We start from the raw sequence: 18,305 nt of genomic DNA, 5'->3' as shown, positions 1-18,305 counted from the left end.
GAGATGTGTTTCATAACAGAACGACGGTGGCCAAGGCGGACTTTCATTTTAATTCTGCTCAGCTTGCTTGCTTCTGAGATTATTCATTGAAAGTTCTTTGTTAAATTTCTTTAAAGCGATGAATAAGACTACAAATAACACAGAATAAACAATTCCTAAGGAGATGTTAGGAATTCTTAAAGCAATATCTCTACTCACATATTTTTCCGCCAGATTTACAATTCCTCCTCCAAGCAACATGCCTAATGGACTCATTCCCCAAGATAGTAATTGAAAGACTCCACCTACCCTGCCTAATTTATTATCAGGGATTATTCTCTGACGCAATGATAAGTTACAAATATTGAAAGTTACAATAAAAAAGCTGGCAATAAAATAAAGAATTCCAACAATAAACGGATTGCTTGTTAATCCAACACTTCCAAGTGTAAATCCCATCATTAATAGCGACGTTAAAATGGTAGCATTAAAACCGAATTTATTTTTCAATAACGATATACTTTGGCTACCAATAATGCTTCCAATAGTGCCAACGGCTATTAACAGTCCAAATCCAGAGGAGTCTAGCTTTAATATCTCTTTCACATAAAAAACTTGTATGGCCAACGTAGAGGTGAACATGAGAGTAATTCCAATCCCCATTAAGGCTAAAGTCAACAATAATTGGTTTCTCCAAACAAATTTTACTCCTTCAAGAATATCTAACTTATTCTTTTTATTTAAAGCATGATTTTTCAAACTAGCTGTTGTCTTTAATAAAAATAAAAAAGGAATAGTGGCTAGGAGTGAAATGATATCGAGAGCAAATGGGATAAATATTCCAAAACTAATCAGGATTCCGCCTATGGACCGTCCTACCACATCGCTCATAGTTAGTCTTGAAGTCATTATATAACCGTTGGCTTTCTCTAAAATATCTTTTGAAACTATAGAAGGAACTAATGTTTGGGCTGTACTGTCAAATACTACTTTTGTTATTCCGATGAGAAATGCTGCGAAAATTAACAGAGGGATGCTTATTATTTTGAATAAAATACTTACATTTAGTACAATCAACACTATTATTCTAATAATGGCTGCTACAATCATTAATTTCTTTTTTGGATAATAATCAATGAGGGCTCCTATGTATAAACTGAATAACAACCAAGGTAAAGTCATCGAGGCAGAAACCAACGAAACAGAAAATGTATTAGATGTAATCGTAGATGCTAACCAAGGCATAGCCAGTAACGTCAGCCCATCACCAAAGGTGGAAAAAGATACAGCTATAAGTAAATGATAGAAATTGCGTCCTAATCTTTTCGACAATTTTATTCACTCGCTTTTTTGATGAGGAAATTAACTATATACATGCTCATTAAAAGATTCACCTTCGTATAACTGGTGCCCACTCCGGTGATACTGCTCCTAAGGAAAAGCATGGGAAAGGAGCGGAATTCGGCATGAAACGTCTCAAAATCACCGACCATCACGGATGGACGCCCCGGAAACTCCGCAAGCAGGAACGGAAAATCAAAAACGCTCAGCTCCGCCAACGCGTGATGGCTGTCCGCCTAGTCATGGAAGGATAGTTGGGCAAAGAGGTTGCTTCCATGGTCAATGTGTGCCGCCAAACCGTTTCCCATTATGTGTCGCTGTTTAACGAAGGCGGTCTTGAACTCCTGCTTCATCGGGATGTTGCCCCTTTGCGGGAGCCGTTTCTCACCGAAGAACAACAGGAAGAGGTCAAACAACTCGTGTTGACCACGACCCCTGCGGAGCTGGGCTGGGACATCGCTTCGGCGTGGAATACGAAGATCCTTCAATCCTATGTGCACCACCGTTATGGCATCTCCATTTCCCGCGAAGCCTTGCGAAAACTCTTGCATCGAAAAGGGCTTTCTTGGACCCGGCCGACCTACACGTTGGCAAAAGGAGACCCGGACCGGCAAAAAAACTTCGAGAGACAAATGGATCTGATAAAAAAAATTAATCGGTCCGGATTCCGTCCTGTTGTACATCGATGAAACGCCTATCCGGTCGTATCATGTACTGCGTACGACATGGTCGGAGGTTGGCCATCAAAAGCAAGTACCGACGTTCGGCCATCATGCCCACGTATCGCTGTTTGGCGCGGTTAACGTCCATGATGACGAAACGGTTCTTCATCCAGCAGGGGCGGCCAATGCGACAACGTTTTTGGATTTCCTGCGAGTTCTCAAAGAGCGTTACCCGGATCGGCTCATCGTCTTGGTGCTGGATAACGCCCGAATTCATCATGCCAAAATGGTGAGAGAGTGTTTGCGGGAAGAAGGACCGTGTTTTCACTTCATTTCCCTTCCTCCGTATTCTCCGCAACGGAATCCGATCGAACGCTTGTGGAAATGGCGGAAAGACACCGTCATCGCCAATGTGTTTCACAACGATCGAAACGATATCACTCAAGCCATTACACGAAAAGCGCGCGGCAACAAACACCAATAAGATATTTGCCATCCAAGCTACTTTTTTTGACATACATGTCGGGAGATGATAATATGTTTTATACAGAAGCCCTTCCCGAAGGTCGGGCTTCCGTTTGGATTTACTTGCGGCGCTTCTTTTTGGAGCGTCGCTTTTTCTTTTGGTTTCGTCCTTCTAGGAGGCTGGTGATTTAGTGCAAAAACGACTGATTCCGCTCATTTCTCAATTAGAAAAACCTTGCAGAATCCGCTTTCTCTTCTGAATGAAAATGCCGCCGATCGGGGTGTGACTGCGGTTTTTCACCGGCTTTCTAGGAAGGCGATAGTCGCTAGGACGAAACCGGCGATATTACAAAGTTTCTCGATGATGTCCAGCTGCGTTCCATGTCAATATATTAAGTACAACTTGTGGTGAAGATCCTTAAAAACTATGAATTTGAAATTTCCTCCAATAAATCTAAACTCCATATTTTCTTACAGATTTCTTTATATAGTTTCTGCCTTTCTATCAACTCGGCTTTAGTGAATTGGGCATAAGGTTGAAAAGGGAGATTGGCATTTTGTATGAATCTCAAAAACGATGGATTATTCCTGTAACAGTTTACATTCAACGTTCTTGCCAATAAATTTTCACTATCATATTTAACGACTTTCTTAGTATATTCCATATCTTGTAAGCTTCTGTTTTTATCCCTTGGTAGTATTAAAAGACCTCCAAATTTATTTCTAAAGTTTTTAAATTCCTCTTCCGTTGCAAAATCTACTTGATGATTTCCTTGTGTATAATCGTCTGCCCAAATATGCTCGATTTCATATGGATTCTTCTGCTGACGATTAACATAATTTGCGAAACTACTGTTAATCCCACAATTCTGTTCCAGATAGTATGTCATTCTCGACAGAATATGTAACATATACCTTCTTGTAAACTGATTCAAATAAAAACCATCTATACCTTCTAAAGTATATTCCATTGCCTTTATATAATCCTTCAAGATAGACACAAGTTCATTGACACTTTTTCTTCTAATTTTCTTAGTAATATTAAATACAGTATATCGGATAGACGAATAATCGACTGTCTTAAAGTTAAACACACGCACTGCAATAAATTGGTCAATAAAGCAAGAAACAAGTTTTATCTTTTTATTGATAATGTCCATTGTATCGCTTGGTGCAATGGAGGCAAGAATAATCTGATACTGTAATGTAAAGCCCCTATCAGCATTATAAAACACATATTCATACTCTTTATCGAATGAACTGGAGTATTGTTTTAAACGAATATATAGATCCGAAAAAGTATTGAAATCTTTTAATACAAACCTCTCAAAATCCGAACTTTTATTTAATTGCATAATGGATTTATTTTCCCTAACCCATTTATGAAAGGTTGTACCGATTATCTCAAAATCCTTGTTCTCCGCATCTCTTTTCCCTTCTCTTATAGATTCTGCATACTGTGCTCTTAGCCAGTTTTTAATAAAGTCAGCATCTCCGTCTTTTTCAATTTCTTTTAATTTCAATACTTTTGCTTTCCATAAGTCGTTTGCTTTGTTTCGCGTATTATCATCATCGATTTCAGATAGTAGATACCCTTTAAGCATTTCTGTAGGAGTAAGCCTTAATCCTCTATCATTCATAGTGACAAACACTTTATGAGCATCTTGTTCTGAATCCGTTCTTATCTCAATAAAAACAACATTGTCTATCAACCACTCAATAAAGACCGGAAGAGCTTCACCTTTTAACTCATCCGGAAAAATTTCTTCAATATCCTTATAGCGATTATATAAATTGATAACGCTCTCTGATGTTTCATTGGTTATGTCATAATCTCCATTATCGAATAAGCCTTCCAAACAGGGTTCCCTTTCTGGGACATTAATACAAAAAGTTTTCTGCCCATACATTTCAGAATAAATCAAGTTATCAATGTTTACTTTTGAATAAGTGGAATTTTTTTGCAAATTATTTAGATAGATAAGCAACAGTGTTATAGACGAGAGACGTTGTTGACCATCAATAATCGCATTATCATTTGTCAAAATAATGGGTCCTAAGAAATAATTCCCATATCTCATTACATCCCTTTGAGAATCTCCCACTTGATAAAACTCAAAGAATTCATTTGTTAAATCTTCTATTAATTCCTCAATCTGTTTTCGTCCCCAGTTGTATTCCCTTTGGTAATATTGAACGGTATAACGATTATTAAAAAGCGTTCGAACAATCACTGCATTTCCAGTTATCTTATTCATATAAATCTCCCCTTTTTATAAAACGCATTAAAATCGCAGTTCCTGTAATGTTTGAAATGATGATGTATAAAATTTTGTGTAAAGCATTTTACTAGATCAAAAGAAAAAAGGTAGGGTATTCTCTGATTTGGACAAAAACACATTCCAGAGAAAGGAGTACCCTACCTATGTCTAAAAGAAATATACCGAATGTCGACTGGGCAAATCAACTGGAAAGCGTCATTCGTCAGTTTGTGAAGGAAAAATTAGAGCTGATTATGCGGGAAGAAATCAAACATTTCCTCGAAATCGAACAGGCTGGAACGCCGAATATGAGAAACGGCTACTATCAGCGAAATCTAGATACGCAATATGGCCGGATTGAGGGTCTTTTGGTTCCAAGAGACCGAAACGGGGAATTTCAAACACAGTTGTTTGCCCCTTATCAACGCCACACCGGCTGGCTGGAGGAAGCCATCATTAGGATGTATCAAAGTGGCATGAGTACACGGGAAATTGGCAAGTTTATCGAACGAATTCTAGGAAATGCTTATTCTCCAGCGACGATCAGCCGGATTACCGATGTCGTGAAGGAAGACATCGAGAAATGGCACAATCGTCCTCTACATCAGCGTTATTCGGTCTTATATTTGGATGGTTTATACGTAAAACTTCGTCGCGAAACCGTGGAGAAAGAAGTCATTTATGTGGTGTTAGGGGTGAACGAAGAAGGATATCGCGAAATTCTTGATTTCTTTGTGGGAGGACAAGAAAGTGCCTATGTATGGCAAGAAATTCTTCAAAACCTCTACCAAAGAGGCGTCAAGGAAGTGCTTCTGGGCGTATTCGATGGTCTTCCGGGGCTGGAGGAAGCTTTTCGCTCGGTTTATCCGAAAGCCGATGTGCAGCGTTGTGTCGTTCACAAAGTACGTAATACCTTACATCGTGTTCGGAAAAAAGATCAATTTGAAGTGGCAGAGGATCTCAAACTGATTTATCGCGCCCCGAATAAGAAGATAGCGTTACAGATGTTTCAACAGTTTGAGTCGAAATGGTCCAGCAAATATCCAAGAGAAGTTCAATCTTGGGCCAATGAGTTGGATGTCCTCCTTACATTTATGGATTATCCAAGCAGTATTCGAAGTGTGATTTACACGACGAATGCCATCGAACGAACGATCAAGGAGATTCGGAAACGCCTAAAGCCGATGAACAGTTTGAGCAGTTTAGAAGCCGCTGAAAAAGTCGTGTATTTGACCATTCAAGATTTTAATGAGAAATGGGCAGGGCGAAAGTTACGAGGATTTGCCGAAGCGCATGAAGCCCTTCAACGAATGTTTGAAGAACGCTACAATTAACCAAATATTGTAAATAAACAAATAAGCAAAGAAAGGGGATTTCCTCTGTCCACACAGGAGACTGAATATTCAGTCTCCTGTGTGGAGAAAATCAGTCCCCTATCAATTCAAATCCATTTCAGAGAAACCCTACCCCATTTACATTACACAAAATTCTTGACGGTACCTATGGAGGAAATAGGGATTAAGTACGTTAGGGAGATTGAGAAAAAGCATATTGATAAGTTCATTATATGGCTCAAAAAGAAAGGGCTAAAGGCGACCACCATTAATACGTACATGAGAGCTACGAGGGCATTCCTTTACTTTGCTATGAGGGAAAATTATTTAGTCAAATTCGAGATTAACCTTATTAAAGCCGATAAACAGCAAAAAGAGCCATACACAGAGGAAGAAATTAAAAAGCTAATTAAAAAGCCGAATTTGAGGGAATGTGGCTTTGTAGAGCATAGAAATTGGGTATTGGTTAACTATCTTTTAGAAACAGGTAACAGGCTTAATACAGTCCTTAACCTTAAAGTTGGGGATATTGATTTAGAAAATGGAATGGTGGTATTGACGACAACAAAAAATAGGAAGGCGCAATACAATCCGATAAGCGAGAATTTAGTCAAAATCTTAAAGGAATACATTAGAATGTATGGGCTAAAAAAAGATGATTATTTGTTTGTTAATGAGTTAGGCGAACAAATGACAAGGAACTCCATGCAACACGCCATAGCACGATATAACAAGAAAAGAGGGGTTGAAAAAACTTCTATTCATGCGTTTAGACATACATTCGCCAAGCACTATATAACAAGTGGAGGGGACGCTTTTAAGCTACAACGCTTGTTAGGACACTCTACGTTAGATGTTACGTTGAACTATGTTAATTTGTACGGAACAGATTTAAAAGAGGACTTTGACAAGCATAGCATTTTAGCCAAGTTTACAGAAAATCCAAGAATGAGAAGAGGAAGAAGGAATTAAGGAGGGGCACTACTTAATTGTAGTGCCCTTTCAAATTAAAAATTTAATAGTCTGAATTATATGTTAAAATTTCGTTGAACAATAAAAGGGGAGGGGAAATATGTGTTTCGAAAAAAAGTTACTTTTTTGACTTGGAATTTACGTCATGGGGGCAAAAAGACTGAAATTAATAACATAATATCATCATTAATTTTCCATGATACCGATGTTATTGTTTTGACTGAATACCGAGAAAATGAAAATGGTAATCTAATTATTTCCACATTAAAAAAGAATGGTTGGACTTATGCTCAATCATCAAATCCCCCAAAGAATGAGAATGGAATTTTAATTATGTCTAAACTACCAATTGAAAAAAGAAACTTAAATTCCGATGAACTCCCAGAGGCTTTACATAGATGGAATGAAGTTTATATCCCTGCATTTGATATGTATGTATTAGGGATTCATATTCCCAATATTAACGAAAAAAATGATAAAAAAAATCATTGGGAAAAAGCAATTTCCTACGCTAAATCAAACTTACATAATAGGTGCATAATCATTGGCGATTTTAATTCATGCTTAAATGAGGATTGTGAAGGCACAGCAATCAAATATAGCGATTATTTGCAGGAATTATTAAAACTTGGTTGGATAGATAGTTGGAGAGAATTTAACAAAGGTGTAAAAGATTATAGTTGGTACAGTAACGTCCAAAATGGATTTAGAATTGACTATGCTTTTATTTCTCCTTTACTCAAAGAAAATCTTTTAGTGAGTTATCATTCACATAGGGAGAGAATTAAAAATTATTCAGACCACTCTATTTTAGTAGTAGAGTTAATAATGCAATAAGTGGGTAGTATTGAGGGGGTTTTTATGGATAAAAAGGAGTTTGAAGAGTTTCGAAAACGTGTTGAAGAGGAAATGAAACGAATAAAAAGAGAAAGACCAATCATGAGCGACAAATTTACTTACAAAGAAGAGGGAGAAATTATTATCCATCTCCCAAAGCAGAAGAACGAGCAGGATTAGTACAGGGGTAGCGACAAGCTATCCTATTTTTTTTCATTTTTAGTGATAAAAAATCGTTATTTATTGACTAATACATTGAAGCATTTTATATATTTTACGAATTTAAGGGGGGAAGAAGCATGGCTAGCACTATCTATACTCCAAAAGAGATTGCAGAAAAACTAAAAATAACATCGGCAACCGTTATTAATTGGATTAAGCGAGGGGATTTGGAAGCTTTGCGAGTAGGCAATCAGTGGAGAATAACACAAGAACAATTAAATGAATTTATACTGCAAAAGACAATGAATAAGGGGGAAAACAATCATGAGAAATAATCAAGTGTTGGAAATGTTGAATGAAAAGTTCGGAAACCGAGCAAAGAGAACTTCTTACATTATGAATGAGCAGGAGAGGGAATTTTATCAACAGGCACAAGCTAAAGGAAATGTCGCTGAAATGATTAAGTTAAAAACCGGAATGTATTATAAGGAACAGCGACAAAGAGCCTTTGAAGAGGAGTTACAAAACATTGACATTGAAAAGGTAGTGAAGGAACTCCGAGAGATTGAACCGAAAAAAGAAAAAATTGAGAAGCAAATTACTGATATGGTTGAACAGGAAACGGAGAAGATTAAGCAGGAATTTGAAGCCGAACAGCAAAAACTATTCCGCAAAGGCGTACAGCATGGAAGCATAAGACACTTGCTATTGCAAGATGAATACAACAAAAAGCTAGATGCTATTCTACAACACCCGAAAGTGTTAGAAATGCAAAGGGAATTATTCGAACTCCGAGAACGGCAACAACAGTTAGAATACTTAAAGCAAAAATTCCGAGAAGATAATAAAGAATTGATTGAGGAGTTAAAGCGGGAAAAAATTAAACGACAGCTTAAAGAGCTAGATTTAATTGACTAATGGGAGGAAAGAAAATGGAGACTGTAACCTTTTATTCAGAAAATCCTTATCTCTTCATTAGACATCAGAATATAGGCTATTTCATAGACGATATTAAAGAGCATAATGCAGGTATACAGTTTCGTAACGGAGTCTATAAGACTTCCGATAGCAACACTATAAAGGCGTTCAGGGCTTATATACGAGTCTTTGTTTCTAAAGGCATTAAACCACCAATATGGGAGAAAGGGCAGGATTTAGGGCATTTACAAGCCAATATAGAGGAGATTAAGGAAGAACCTAATCAAGTCGATTATGCAAGCAAAATAGCTGAATTAGAGCGATTTATTAGAAGGTAGGTACAATAGGTACCTACCTTTTTATTTCAGAAAAATAAAGGCTTTTAATCCTTATATGACAAGCATTTGAGCAGATAGAGGGGAGGGGATAAAGTGAAACGGAAAAAGCATTTTAGAACATCGGCAGACATTAGGAGAGAATTAACACACCTATATTATTTGGTCGAACAAGATGAAATTGACAGAAAAAAAGCGGAAACCATGAAGGGCATTTTAAACAGTATCCAGCAGAGCATATACGGAGAATTAAAAGAAAAGGAGATACAAGAAATGGAACGCTTATCCGCTTTATTAGAACAGGAGGGGAAACAATGAATAGCCGGACAAGAAAACTAATCGAATTAGCACAGCGGAGACTACAAGAAAGCAAACAGCAACAGCTTACAGACGAGCAAAGGCTTTTAATCCAAAAGCTAGCCGAAGTGTATAAACTTCAGTTAGAAATAGATGATGACACTTTAACAGCGGAATTAGAAAGGCTCAATACGTTAGAGAGGGAGTTAATCGCCAAGATTAATGAAACCTTCACAGAGGAGGAGTAACAGGGGAAGAATAATGAAACACTTCCCCTATACTCTTTCATATCTAATGATTTTTTTGGAAAGTGGACTCATTTTTTTTCCCTTATATAAACGATTCTAATAACCATATATTTATATATTCTAATGTATATGTTAATTTGAATCGTTAATATAGAGGAAAAAAAGTGAGAGTGAATGGAGGGGCGACATGAGTAATTTTTTAGTACCTAAAAGTCTAATTATGAAATATGCAAGGAAGCTAAAGCCGAACTCCCTTCTCATTTATCTCCAATTATTGAGCAACAATGCAGACATTGAACAAAAAGACCTTGACTATATTCTTGTGCATACAAGCCGATACGATATAAGTCAAATGACAGGGATAGCCGATAATACACTTAATCCATTTTTGGAAGAATTGGTAGATAGTGGGCTATTAGTACCTATAAGCAAATGGGATTATATTGACGAGATAGAAGAAGTTACAGGCGAATACTACGATTATGACGAATTAGAGGGTCTTGGCTTAATTGGAAGGCATGATTTGTACTATCGCCTTACTGAAACATATAAGAATTGTGAAGGTGGGTTTATCGAAGTTCCAAGAGATATTCTAAACATACGAGAAGTTCCATACGATGAAGGCGTGATAAAAATAAAGCCAAGACACAAGTTATTATGGATTTTGCATTGTATCTTGGCAGAAAACAAAGGATATTCATTTGCGAATGAGAAATATTTAGCTGATACGTTAGGAGTAACTACAAAAACAATACGAAACCTCCATAAACAGCTAAAAAAGGCAGGGTTGTTAAAAGTAACATCATTTAAAAAAGTGTTAGGTCATAACCATATTCATACAGAAAATTATTACTATCCTCAAATAAATATTATAACGCTTAGTACAAATATTAAAAGAGAAACGGAAATAAATATAGATGATGAATTGAGTGATTTAGTTTTTTAATAGAGATTGACGGTTGTTGTCCATACGATTATTATTATATAGGAAGGTATTTAATAATCGTGTGGACAATTGCAGGCAAAGCATTGGCACACAAGGGCGGAAATGCTTTAGTGACAAGGCTTTGATGTTATGATATTAGGCGGCACGACTCAAAATCGTGTGGGGTAGCCCCCCGTGTGGGTTCGACTCCCACCATCGGCATCGAAAATAGGGAAAAGGCTTTAGGGACAAGGGGTTTCACGTAAGTGGAATCCCTTGTTTTTTTATTTACCGAATACGATTCGAGAAAAGAAAATCGTGTGCGTACAATCGTGTTCGGTGAGGTGAAATGGAAAGTGGGAAAAATGGAAAATGAGAGAGAATTGCAGAGAAAGAGCAAGAGAGGAAGAAGAGGAGAGCTGAGTCGTGAAGAGTTGTTGTTAATATCTGACGACATTGGAGAAATTGAATACACATTTGAGGAATTGTTAGAGATATTTATTGAGGATTGCGAATTGAGGAATTTAAGGGAACATACGATTAAATATTATCGCAGCGAGTTAAACGCATTTATAAAATTGCTGAAAGAGCAAGAAATCGAATTACGTGTAAGTGAATGGACAGGAGAAACCATTAAGCGAAATGTCATTATGTACATGAGAGAAAAAGGTCTTAAGACAGTCAGTATCAATTCCCGTTTGCGAGCCATGAGGGCGTTTTTTAACTTTTTGGAAGGACGAAATCTCATAAAAAGCAATCCGATGAAAGACATCAAATTGCTGAAGGATAGAAAAAGGATTGTAGAAACATTTGATAACCAGCAGATAAAGGCGTTATTTAAAGCATGCAACCTTCGCACGTTTGTAGGTTTAAGGGATTATACGATTATGATGTTGCTGTTGGAAACGGGAGTTCGAGTAAATGAATTAGTAAGTATAAAAACAACGGATATCATTTGGGAACAAAAAGTCATCCGCATTCGAAACACAAAAGGTGGCTTCGAACGTTTTGTTCCTATTCAAGATAAAATGATTAATCAGTTGAAAAAATATATAGCTGTTAGAGGGAGTGTGGATACTGATTATTTATTTATTACCCGTGACGATACGCCACTCAGCAAAAAGCAAGTACAGGACAGAATTAAAGAGTATGGGAAAAAGGCAGGAATCAAGAACGTTCGCTGTTCCCCACATACGTTTCGCCATACATTTGCTAAATTATGTGTGTTAAATGGGGCAAATGCATTTCAATTACAGGCAATACTGGGACATACGTCATTGGAAATGACAAAAGTGTATGTAAATCTTTTCAGCAACGAGGTTCAGCAAGGGCATGCGAAATTTAGTCCGATAAATAGCTTATTCAAATAATTTGTAGTATTTCGCATTTTATATTTTAGAATAAAAATGTGGCTTATGGACTTATAAAAATAAAGGTAAGCACATATAGTCATGTTTAATATTTGCTTACCTTTTATATTTTTCTTCAATGTATTTAGCATTTTTAGGATATTCGAATTTTGTGATAGAAGCATGAAAAAAATCCTTACATTTTAAGAATTCGCAAGTTGTTATTTTAATCAAAAAATTGCATATGGTGCATTTCACTTTTGTAATAAGATAATCGGTCATTCAAAGTGCCTGTATGAAATTCGAATTTATGTCCATCAGGGTCTGTAAAATAAACTGAACGTTTGTCTCTTTCATCTCTTTCTCTACCTGGAAGAATATTGACACCCAACTCTTTCAATTTTTGAACTACACTATCAAAGTCTTCTTCCTTTACAGAGAAAGCTATATGAGTGTATGAATGCTGGATTTCGTTTCGAGGAATATCTCGTTGAACATTTAAAGCTAACCAAATCCCATTTAAATCAAAGTAAGCCAAATTTCTGCCTTTGACTAATAGCTTTGCACCGAACACGTTTTGGTAAAAATGAATTGATTTCTCCAAATCAGATACAGAGAAAGTCAAATGATTAATGTAACTATTCACCCCGATAGTAGTATGTAAAGAAACCCAGCACAAATAGGGCATTTCTGTTATAGAAAACGCCCTAAGTAGCAGAAAGAATATCATCGAGTGTTTCGCCTTTCAACAGACGACACAACGAATTCCACACGTTTTTTTCGTGTTTCGTGAGTGTGGAAACAATGCTTCTTGCGATACAAAAAGACTGGGCGAATGTTTCATCACGAAACGTGCCCGAGATGTTCTCTTTCACTTTGACCATACGAAGATCCCGTTCTGCTTGGTTGTTGTCAAAGGGAACATGAGCTTCTCGCAAGAAACGAAGCGCTTCTTCCTTTCGTTTTTGAAGCCGTCGAACAAAGGCAAGTGCCTTTTTTGGGAGGGGCGTCATCGTTTCCAATCGGCGCTGTGCTTTCGCTAAGATGCGATCATACACACGCTCCCATCGTTTCGCTTCTTCGTTCGGGAGTGCACCGTGATGGGCTTCGACCGCCTGTTTGGCGGCGAACAGAAAGGTGGTCATGCGCATGGCCCATGTCTGCCCTTGTTCGATGAAGTTCTTCAGATCACGCAAATGATGGGCGTGACAAAGGGCATGGGTGGCTTCCGTGTAGTTCGGGTACGTACCGAACGCATCATGCATCATCGTCCCTTTATATCGTGGAAGAATCCCGATATCATCGGTCGCTTTCTTTCCACGGGAAGCGTGAGGAGCCACGTACGTATATTTCGATGTGCACGCGACAGGAACCCATGCCCGTTTCCCTTCGATGCGCAAACTCGTTTCATCGACATGCAAGATATTGGAATCCAGCAAAGCGTCTTCGATGATGTCCAGGTTGGGTTCCAGCGCTTCGTGTCCTCGTTTCACCATATTGGCGAGAGTCCCTGTGCTGATCGAGTGCTGATATAACGCTTCGATCATCTCACTTAAACGCTTGTAAGGGATCAATTGAATCTGGTGCAAATAAACAACGAGCGCAATGAGTCGTGGGCCATATTGCACATGATTCGTTACATGTGGTGGGAACGGGGCTTGTTGGACACATTGGCAATGCGGACACGATTTCACCTCACGCTCGTGTTGGGTGACTTCGATCGCCGCAGGAGGGAGATCGAACACTTGACGGACATCGACTTTGAAAGGTTGGACTTCACACAAAGAAGCCCCACATCCTTGACACCTGTTCACACGATGGGCGACACGATGATGGGGATGTTCCACTTGACGGAGCGTCGTTCCACGATGTCCTTCTTGTCCGCCTGGCTTTTTGCCAGATGGCTTACGTGAAGAACGAGGGCGGGCAAAACGGTCAGAGGATGGGGGCAAATGGCTATTGGAGCTGTTTTTTTTCGTGCGTGCTTCCAGCTCTTGAATGCGACCTCTGAGTCGTTCATTTTCTTTGCTCAAGTGTTTGTTTTTCTGACGCAACTGTTCATTTTCTTGGATGAGCTGATGAATGAACTGGTTTTGTTGTTGGATTTTGCCCATGAGGCTCTCCATTGTAAATACAGCTTGTTGTACCGTCAACATGTGATTCACCTCCTTGTCTATGAGTATTTATATCATAGACAAGAAATACAAAAACTATTCAACTCACTTGATCATGTGGCTGAATAGTTACGCGTCGTTCCTTGGTGTCCCGGCTGCCCGCCCGGCTGTTTCCCCGACGTTTGGCGAGAAGGAGATTTCGCCACAAACCGGTCAGAGGACGGCGGTAAATGGCTGTTGGTACTGTTTTTTTTTGTACGGGCTTCTAACTCTGCGATACGTGCTTTCAATTGTTGGTTTTCTTGACGTAGTTGCTCGTTTTCTCGAATGAGTTTTTTCATCATTTGTGCTTGATACTCGATTTTTGCGACCATGCTTTCGAGTGTAAAGACCGCTTGTTGGAAATCAAAAACAACGTTTGCCATCATGTTCACCTCCCTTGTCTTGGATGGTACTAGTATAGACAAGGGGAGCGAGAATCAACCAGAGTTCGTAAACTTTTTCTATGTAACGGCTGAATAGTTACAAATCAACCACATTCTTTAACAGAGATTTTAATTAAAAACAGGGGATTTTTTCGTTTAGTGAAACAGGAAAAACTGACCTTGTTTTTATTTAATAAATCCACCAGAGTAGTGAAGACTATATACAACTTCGTTGGCAAAGGATATCGTCTCTTTTCCTACGAACTTACCTAATTCTCCCTTATTGCTATCTCTATAAATATAATCTCCCTCAACAAATTCTTTAGGTCCACGAAACGGATTATCCGCACTAACATTTCTCATCGCTTTTCTTAAAAAAGAGTAAACTTCTGTAGATGAGCATCTTTCATTACAATAATTTCCATGCCCTAAGAGACAAACAGGGGACCCCTTAGGCGACATGGAGCTGTTTTTTGATCACATCAATGGGAATATCTTGCTTCGCGGCATCGTAGATGAACTCGACGACGCTGTGCCCTTTCCGAGACCGAAGAAGCTCCAGGCCGGAAGAGAGGTCTTGCTGAGATTCGGCGATGCTGTATACGCAGGCGAACAGCACCACGGCCCAATACCGTTTCACCGCCCGAATGTGACGAACACGGTACCCATCGAGCTTCAGCTGGTCTTTGGCCTGCCGGAAAAAGCATTCGATCGTCCAGCGCTGGGCATAATAACGCAAGATCTCTTCATCGCCTAGCTCCCGGTCGGTGCTCAAGACGACATGGAGATGATCTGGCGTCATCGGTTCATCCGCCTTCCAAGCCAGCAGCACCACCGCGTCATCGAGGCCATGGATCGCTCCCTCGTAGCGATACACGCGGTAACGCTCCTTCCCCACCGTGACGAGGTGGGTGTCGTTGGGCTCGATATAGCGGGCGAACTTCTTCGCTTGGATGGCGATACCTTTCGGATAGAGAATCCGGTTCGTCTTGAGCATGGCGATGACATGGAATCCTTGTTTCAGGCAGGCTTCGATGAGCGCTTGGGACGGATACCACGAATCCATGAGCACATACACCGGCTGAGCCCGTTTCCCCTTGAGCGAGGAAAGCATCTCGATCGCTAGGTCGATCTTGCTTCTTCCCGCCGTCTTGTCATACAGACGAAAGGCGAACGGGAACGCTTGCGAGAAAGTATGCACCATCCGCCAAACGAGCGAATGCCCCCAAACGGATTGATGATCTTTGTGCGAGTAGTGCCAATCACACCCTTGAATGGCGCGGGCAGCCCGTGACGAAGGCTTCGTTTTTTGGCAAATCGTATCATCAATCGAAACAAAAAGGGGTTGATTCTCCTGTTTGGCGATTCGCTGGATGCGATGAAGGATCCATTGCTGGAGTTTGCGAAGCAACGTCTCTTCATCCCAAGGGCTTTTCGTGAAAAAATGGCTGAGCGTGGTTCGATGATTGGGATGAAAACTCCAGTGATGGACATCGGTCAATGTTCCCGAAAATCCCTTGGTAGTCAAGGCATCCACAATATGAACGAGATGCTTGATGACCGGTTTCGAGAAATAAAGCGCCAATCCCAGCGTCATGAAAAACTTGTGGATTCCTTGATGATGTGCTCATCGATTCATGAGACATGAACCTCCTTGTGGGTAGTTTGAGCACATCTATTTTACTCAAGGAGCTGGGTTCATGTCTCCTTTTTTGTTTAGCTGTCAATTTATGTTAGCAAATTTGCTCATCTACAGTAAACTTCTTTTACAAATTCAATCTCAAATTCTTTATCCACACCGCCTGAATAACACATAGACCAAATCGGATTCCCCTGATAGTAGACAACTTCTTGGCCTGCAAAATAACTCATCCCAAAATATACATCACGATATAAAAAATGATATTCTTGGAACTCCAATTGACGTGAACATTCTAACAAAGGCGTTACAGACGCATTGTCTCCTTGTGTGTGATGCATAAGTTGCTTTTTTTGCTTTAATTAAAAAGTCCAAAAATTTCTCTTCTGTGTACATATTTCATCCCCCTTGGTAATTTAATAGGCCTCCTTAATTAATAGGCTCTGTTCTCGGTCAATATCAATTTTACATAAAAAATGATTTTTCTGAAAATATCTTCATATGATAAAATTGTTTTAAAAAGGAAAGTGGTGGTAAAAGTGAACCATATTCCAACTTTATGGAAAAGAGATGAATTTTCAATTTCGACTGAAAAAAGTTACTTGGATATGGATGTAATATTTAATTTCTTGAATAAGGAATCATATTGGGCAAATGGAATCGGTACCGTCAAGAATTTTGTGTAATGTAAATGGGGTAGGGTTTCTCTGAAATGGATTTGAATTGATAGGGGACTGATTTTCTCCACACAGGAGACTGAATATTCAGTCTCCTGTGTGGACAGAGGAAATCCCCTTTCTTTGCTTATTTGTTTATTTACAATATTTGGTTAATTGTAGCGTTCTTCAAACATTCGTTGAAGGGCTTCATGCGCTTCGGCAAATCCTCGTAACTTTCGCCCTGCCCATTTCTCATTAAAATCTTGAATGGTCAAATACACGACTTTTTCAGCGGCTTCTAAACTGCTCAAACTGTTCATCGGCTTTAGGCGTTTCCGAATCTCCTTGATCGTTCGTTCGATGGCATTCGTCGTGTAAATCACACTTCGAATACTGCTTGGATAATCCATAAATGTAAGGAGGACATCCAACTCATTGGCCCAAGATTGAACTTCTCTTGGATATTTGCTGGACCATTTCGACTCAAACTGTTGAAACATCTGTAACGCTATCTTCTTATTCGGGGCGCGATAAATCAGTTTGAGATCCTCTGCCACTTCAAATTGATCTTTTTTCCGAACACGATGTAAGGTATTACGTACTTTGTGAACGACACAACGCTGCACATCGGCTTTCGGATAAACCGAGCGAAAAGCTTCCTCCAGCCCCGGAAGACCATCGAATACGCCCAGAAGCACTTCCTTGACGCCTCTTTGGTAGAGGTTTTGAAGAATTTCTTGCCATACATAGGCACTTTCTTGTCCTCCCACAAAGAAATCAAGAATTTCGCGATATCCTTCTTCGTTCACCCCTAACACCACATAAATGACTTCTTTCTCCACGGTTTCGCGACGAAGTTTTACGTATAAACCATCCAAATATAAGACCGAATAACGCTGATGTAGAGGACGATTGTGCCATTTCTCGATGTCTTCCTTCACGACATCGGTAATCCGGCTGATCGTCGCTGGAGAATAAGCATTTCCTAGAATTCGTTCGATAAACTTGCCAATTTCCCGTGTACTCATGCCACTTTGATACATCCTAATGATGGCTTCCTCCAGCCAGCCGGTGTGGCGTTGATAAGGGGCAAACAACTGTGTTTGAAATTCCCCGTTTCGGTCTCTTGGAACCAAAAGACCCTCAATCCGGCCATATTGCGTATCTAGATTTCGCTGATAGTAGCCGTTTCTCATATTCGGCGTTCCAGCCTGTTCGATTTCGAGGAAATGTTTGATTTCTTCCCGCATAATCAGCTCTAATTTTTCCTTCACAAACTGACGAATGACGCTTTCCAGTTGATTTGCCCAGTCGACATTCGGTATATTTCTTTTAGACATAGGTAGGGTACTCCTTTCTCTGGAATGTGTTTTTGTCCAAATC

At 39.3% G+C, this 18,305-nt stretch carries 18 protein-coding genes and 2 pseudogenes; 13 read left to right on the top strand and 7 right to left on the bottom strand.

From position 1 onward, the window contains the following. Positions 1–48: 48 nt before the first annotated feature. Positions 49–1,311 carry an MFS transporter gene (locus tag NST29_RS03680; RefSeq protein ID WP_324699559.1) on the bottom strand — a complete coding sequence of 421 codons (1,263 nt, stop codon included), beginning with the start codon at positions 1,309–1,311 and terminating at the stop codon, positions 49–51. Positions 1,312–1,445: 134 nt separating this feature from the next. Here NST29_RS03680 and NST29_RS03675 point away from each other — a divergent pair. After that, positions 1,446–2,009 (top strand): annotated as a pseudogene (locus tag NST29_RS03675) (winged helix-turn-helix domain-containing protein). Continuing rightward, a complete protein-coding gene (locus NST29_RS03670) occupies positions 1,996–2,466 on the top strand; it encodes an IS630 family transposase (protein WP_081917034.1) in 471 nt (156 codons plus the stop codon). Before NST29_RS03675 ends, NST29_RS03670 begins: the two are co-directional and overlap by 14 nt. A gap of 406 nt (positions 2,467–2,872) precedes the next feature. Here NST29_RS03670 and NST29_RS03665 read toward each other — a convergent pair whose 3' ends face one another. Further along, positions 2,873–4,705, bottom strand: a complete 1,833-nt coding sequence (locus NST29_RS03665; protein WP_324699560.1) for a DUF262 domain-containing protein — start codon at positions 4,703–4,705, stop codon at positions 2,873–2,875. Between the two features lie 167 nt (positions 4,706–4,872). Here NST29_RS03665 and NST29_RS03660 point away from each other — a divergent pair, with 167 nt between their 5' ends. The 11 genes from NST29_RS03660 (at position 4,873) to NST29_RS03610 (ending at position 12,106) form a co-directional block, all read left to right on the top strand. Then, positions 4,873–6,042 carry an IS256 family transposase gene (locus tag NST29_RS03660; protein WP_014194791.1) on the top strand — a complete coding sequence of 390 codons (1,170 nt, stop codon included), beginning with the start codon at positions 4,873–4,875 and terminating at the stop codon, positions 6,040–6,042. Positions 6,043–6,210: 168 nt separating this feature from the next. Further along, a complete protein-coding gene (locus tag NST29_RS03655; RefSeq protein WP_339232728.1) occupies positions 6,211–7,014 on the top strand; it encodes a tyrosine-type recombinase/integrase in 804 nt (267 codons plus the stop codon). A gap of 102 nt (positions 7,015–7,116) precedes the next feature. Then, positions 7,117–7,851 (top strand): endonuclease/exonuclease/phosphatase family protein, encoded by a 735-nt coding sequence (locus NST29_RS03650; RefSeq protein ID WP_164875877.1) that lies wholly within the window; start codon positions 7,117–7,119, stop codon positions 7,849–7,851. Between the two features lie 24 nt (positions 7,852–7,875). Next, a complete protein-coding gene (locus tag NST29_RS03645) occupies positions 7,876–8,031 on the top strand; it encodes a hypothetical protein (RefSeq protein ID WP_339232726.1) in 156 nt (51 codons plus the stop codon). A 119-nt stretch (positions 8,032–8,150) separates the two neighbouring features. Further along, positions 8,151–8,348, top strand: coding sequence for a helix-turn-helix domain-containing protein (locus tag NST29_RS03640; protein WP_339232725.1), 198 nt, complete (start codon positions 8,151–8,153; stop codon positions 8,346–8,348). Beyond that, positions 8,338–8,931: a hypothetical protein gene (locus tag NST29_RS03635; RefSeq protein WP_339232724.1), complete on the top strand. Its 594-nt coding sequence runs from the start codon at positions 8,338–8,340 to the stop codon at positions 8,929–8,931. Before NST29_RS03640 ends, NST29_RS03635 begins: the two co-directional genes overlap by 11 nt. A gap of 14 nt (positions 8,932–8,945) precedes the next feature. Next, positions 8,946–9,269 (top strand): hypothetical protein, encoded by a 324-nt coding sequence (locus NST29_RS03630; protein WP_339232723.1) that lies wholly within the window; start codon positions 8,946–8,948, stop codon positions 9,267–9,269. A gap of 93 nt (positions 9,270–9,362) precedes the next feature. Next, positions 9,363–9,584: a hypothetical protein gene (locus NST29_RS03625; protein WP_339232721.1), complete on the top strand. Its 222-nt coding sequence runs from the start codon at positions 9,363–9,365 to the stop codon at positions 9,582–9,584. Continuing rightward, positions 9,581–9,811 carry a hypothetical protein gene (locus tag NST29_RS03620; RefSeq protein WP_339232720.1) on the top strand — a complete coding sequence of 77 codons (231 nt, stop codon included), beginning with the start codon at positions 9,581–9,583 and terminating at the stop codon, positions 9,809–9,811. The genes NST29_RS03625 and NST29_RS03620 overlap by 4 nt, the downstream gene beginning before the upstream one ends. A 187-nt stretch (positions 9,812–9,998) precedes the next feature. Then, positions 9,999–10,757 carry a hypothetical protein gene (locus tag NST29_RS03615; protein ID WP_339232719.1) on the top strand — a complete coding sequence of 253 codons (759 nt, stop codon included), beginning with the start codon at positions 9,999–10,001 and terminating at the stop codon, positions 10,755–10,757. Positions 10,758–11,101: 344 nt separating this feature from the next. Further along, positions 11,102–12,106 (top strand): tyrosine-type recombinase/integrase, encoded by a 1,005-nt coding sequence (locus tag NST29_RS03610; protein WP_324699334.1) that lies wholly within the window; start codon positions 11,102–11,104, stop codon positions 12,104–12,106. 205 nt (positions 12,107–12,311) lie between these two features. Here NST29_RS03610 and fosB read toward each other — a convergent pair whose 3' ends face one another. The 5 genes and pseudogenes from fosB to NST29_RS03585 all read right to left on the bottom strand — a co-directional run bounded on the left by fosB (position 12,312) and on the right by NST29_RS03585 (position 18,262). Next, the gene (fosB, locus tag NST29_RS03605) at positions 12,312–12,773 is read right to left on the bottom strand and encodes a metallothiol transferase FosB (protein WP_051985106.1); all 462 of its coding nucleotides are present in this window, start codon (positions 12,771–12,773) and stop codon (positions 12,312–12,314) included. A gap of 19 nt (positions 12,774–12,792) precedes the next feature. Further along, positions 12,793–14,241, bottom strand: a complete 1,449-nt coding sequence (locus NST29_RS03600) for an IS66 family transposase (RefSeq protein ID WP_339232718.1) — start codon at positions 14,239–14,241, stop codon at positions 12,793–12,795. Positions 14,242–14,333: 92 nt separating this feature from the next. Further along, a pseudogene (locus NST29_RS03595) lies at positions 14,334–14,624 on the bottom strand (DUF6444 domain-containing protein); the annotation flags it as partial. A gap of 451 nt (positions 14,625–15,075) precedes the next feature. After that, entirely contained in the window at positions 15,076–16,221 is a 1,146-nt protein-coding gene (locus NST29_RS03590) for an IS701 family transposase (protein ID WP_339232717.1), read from the bottom strand. 871 nt (positions 16,222–17,092) lie between these two features. Next, positions 17,093–18,262, bottom strand: a complete 1,170-nt coding sequence (locus tag NST29_RS03585) for an IS256 family transposase (RefSeq protein ID WP_014194791.1) — start codon at positions 18,260–18,262, stop codon at positions 17,093–17,095. Positions 18,263–18,305: the final 43 nt, after the last annotated feature.

It is taken from the genome of Geobacillus sp. FSL W8-0026 (genome assembly GCF_037966255.1).
In the GTDB taxonomy this organism is placed as follows: Bacteria; Bacillota; Bacilli; order Bacillales; family Anoxybacillaceae; genus Geobacillus; species Geobacillus icigianus.
This window is presented reverse-complemented; position numbering and strand designations above follow the sequence as displayed.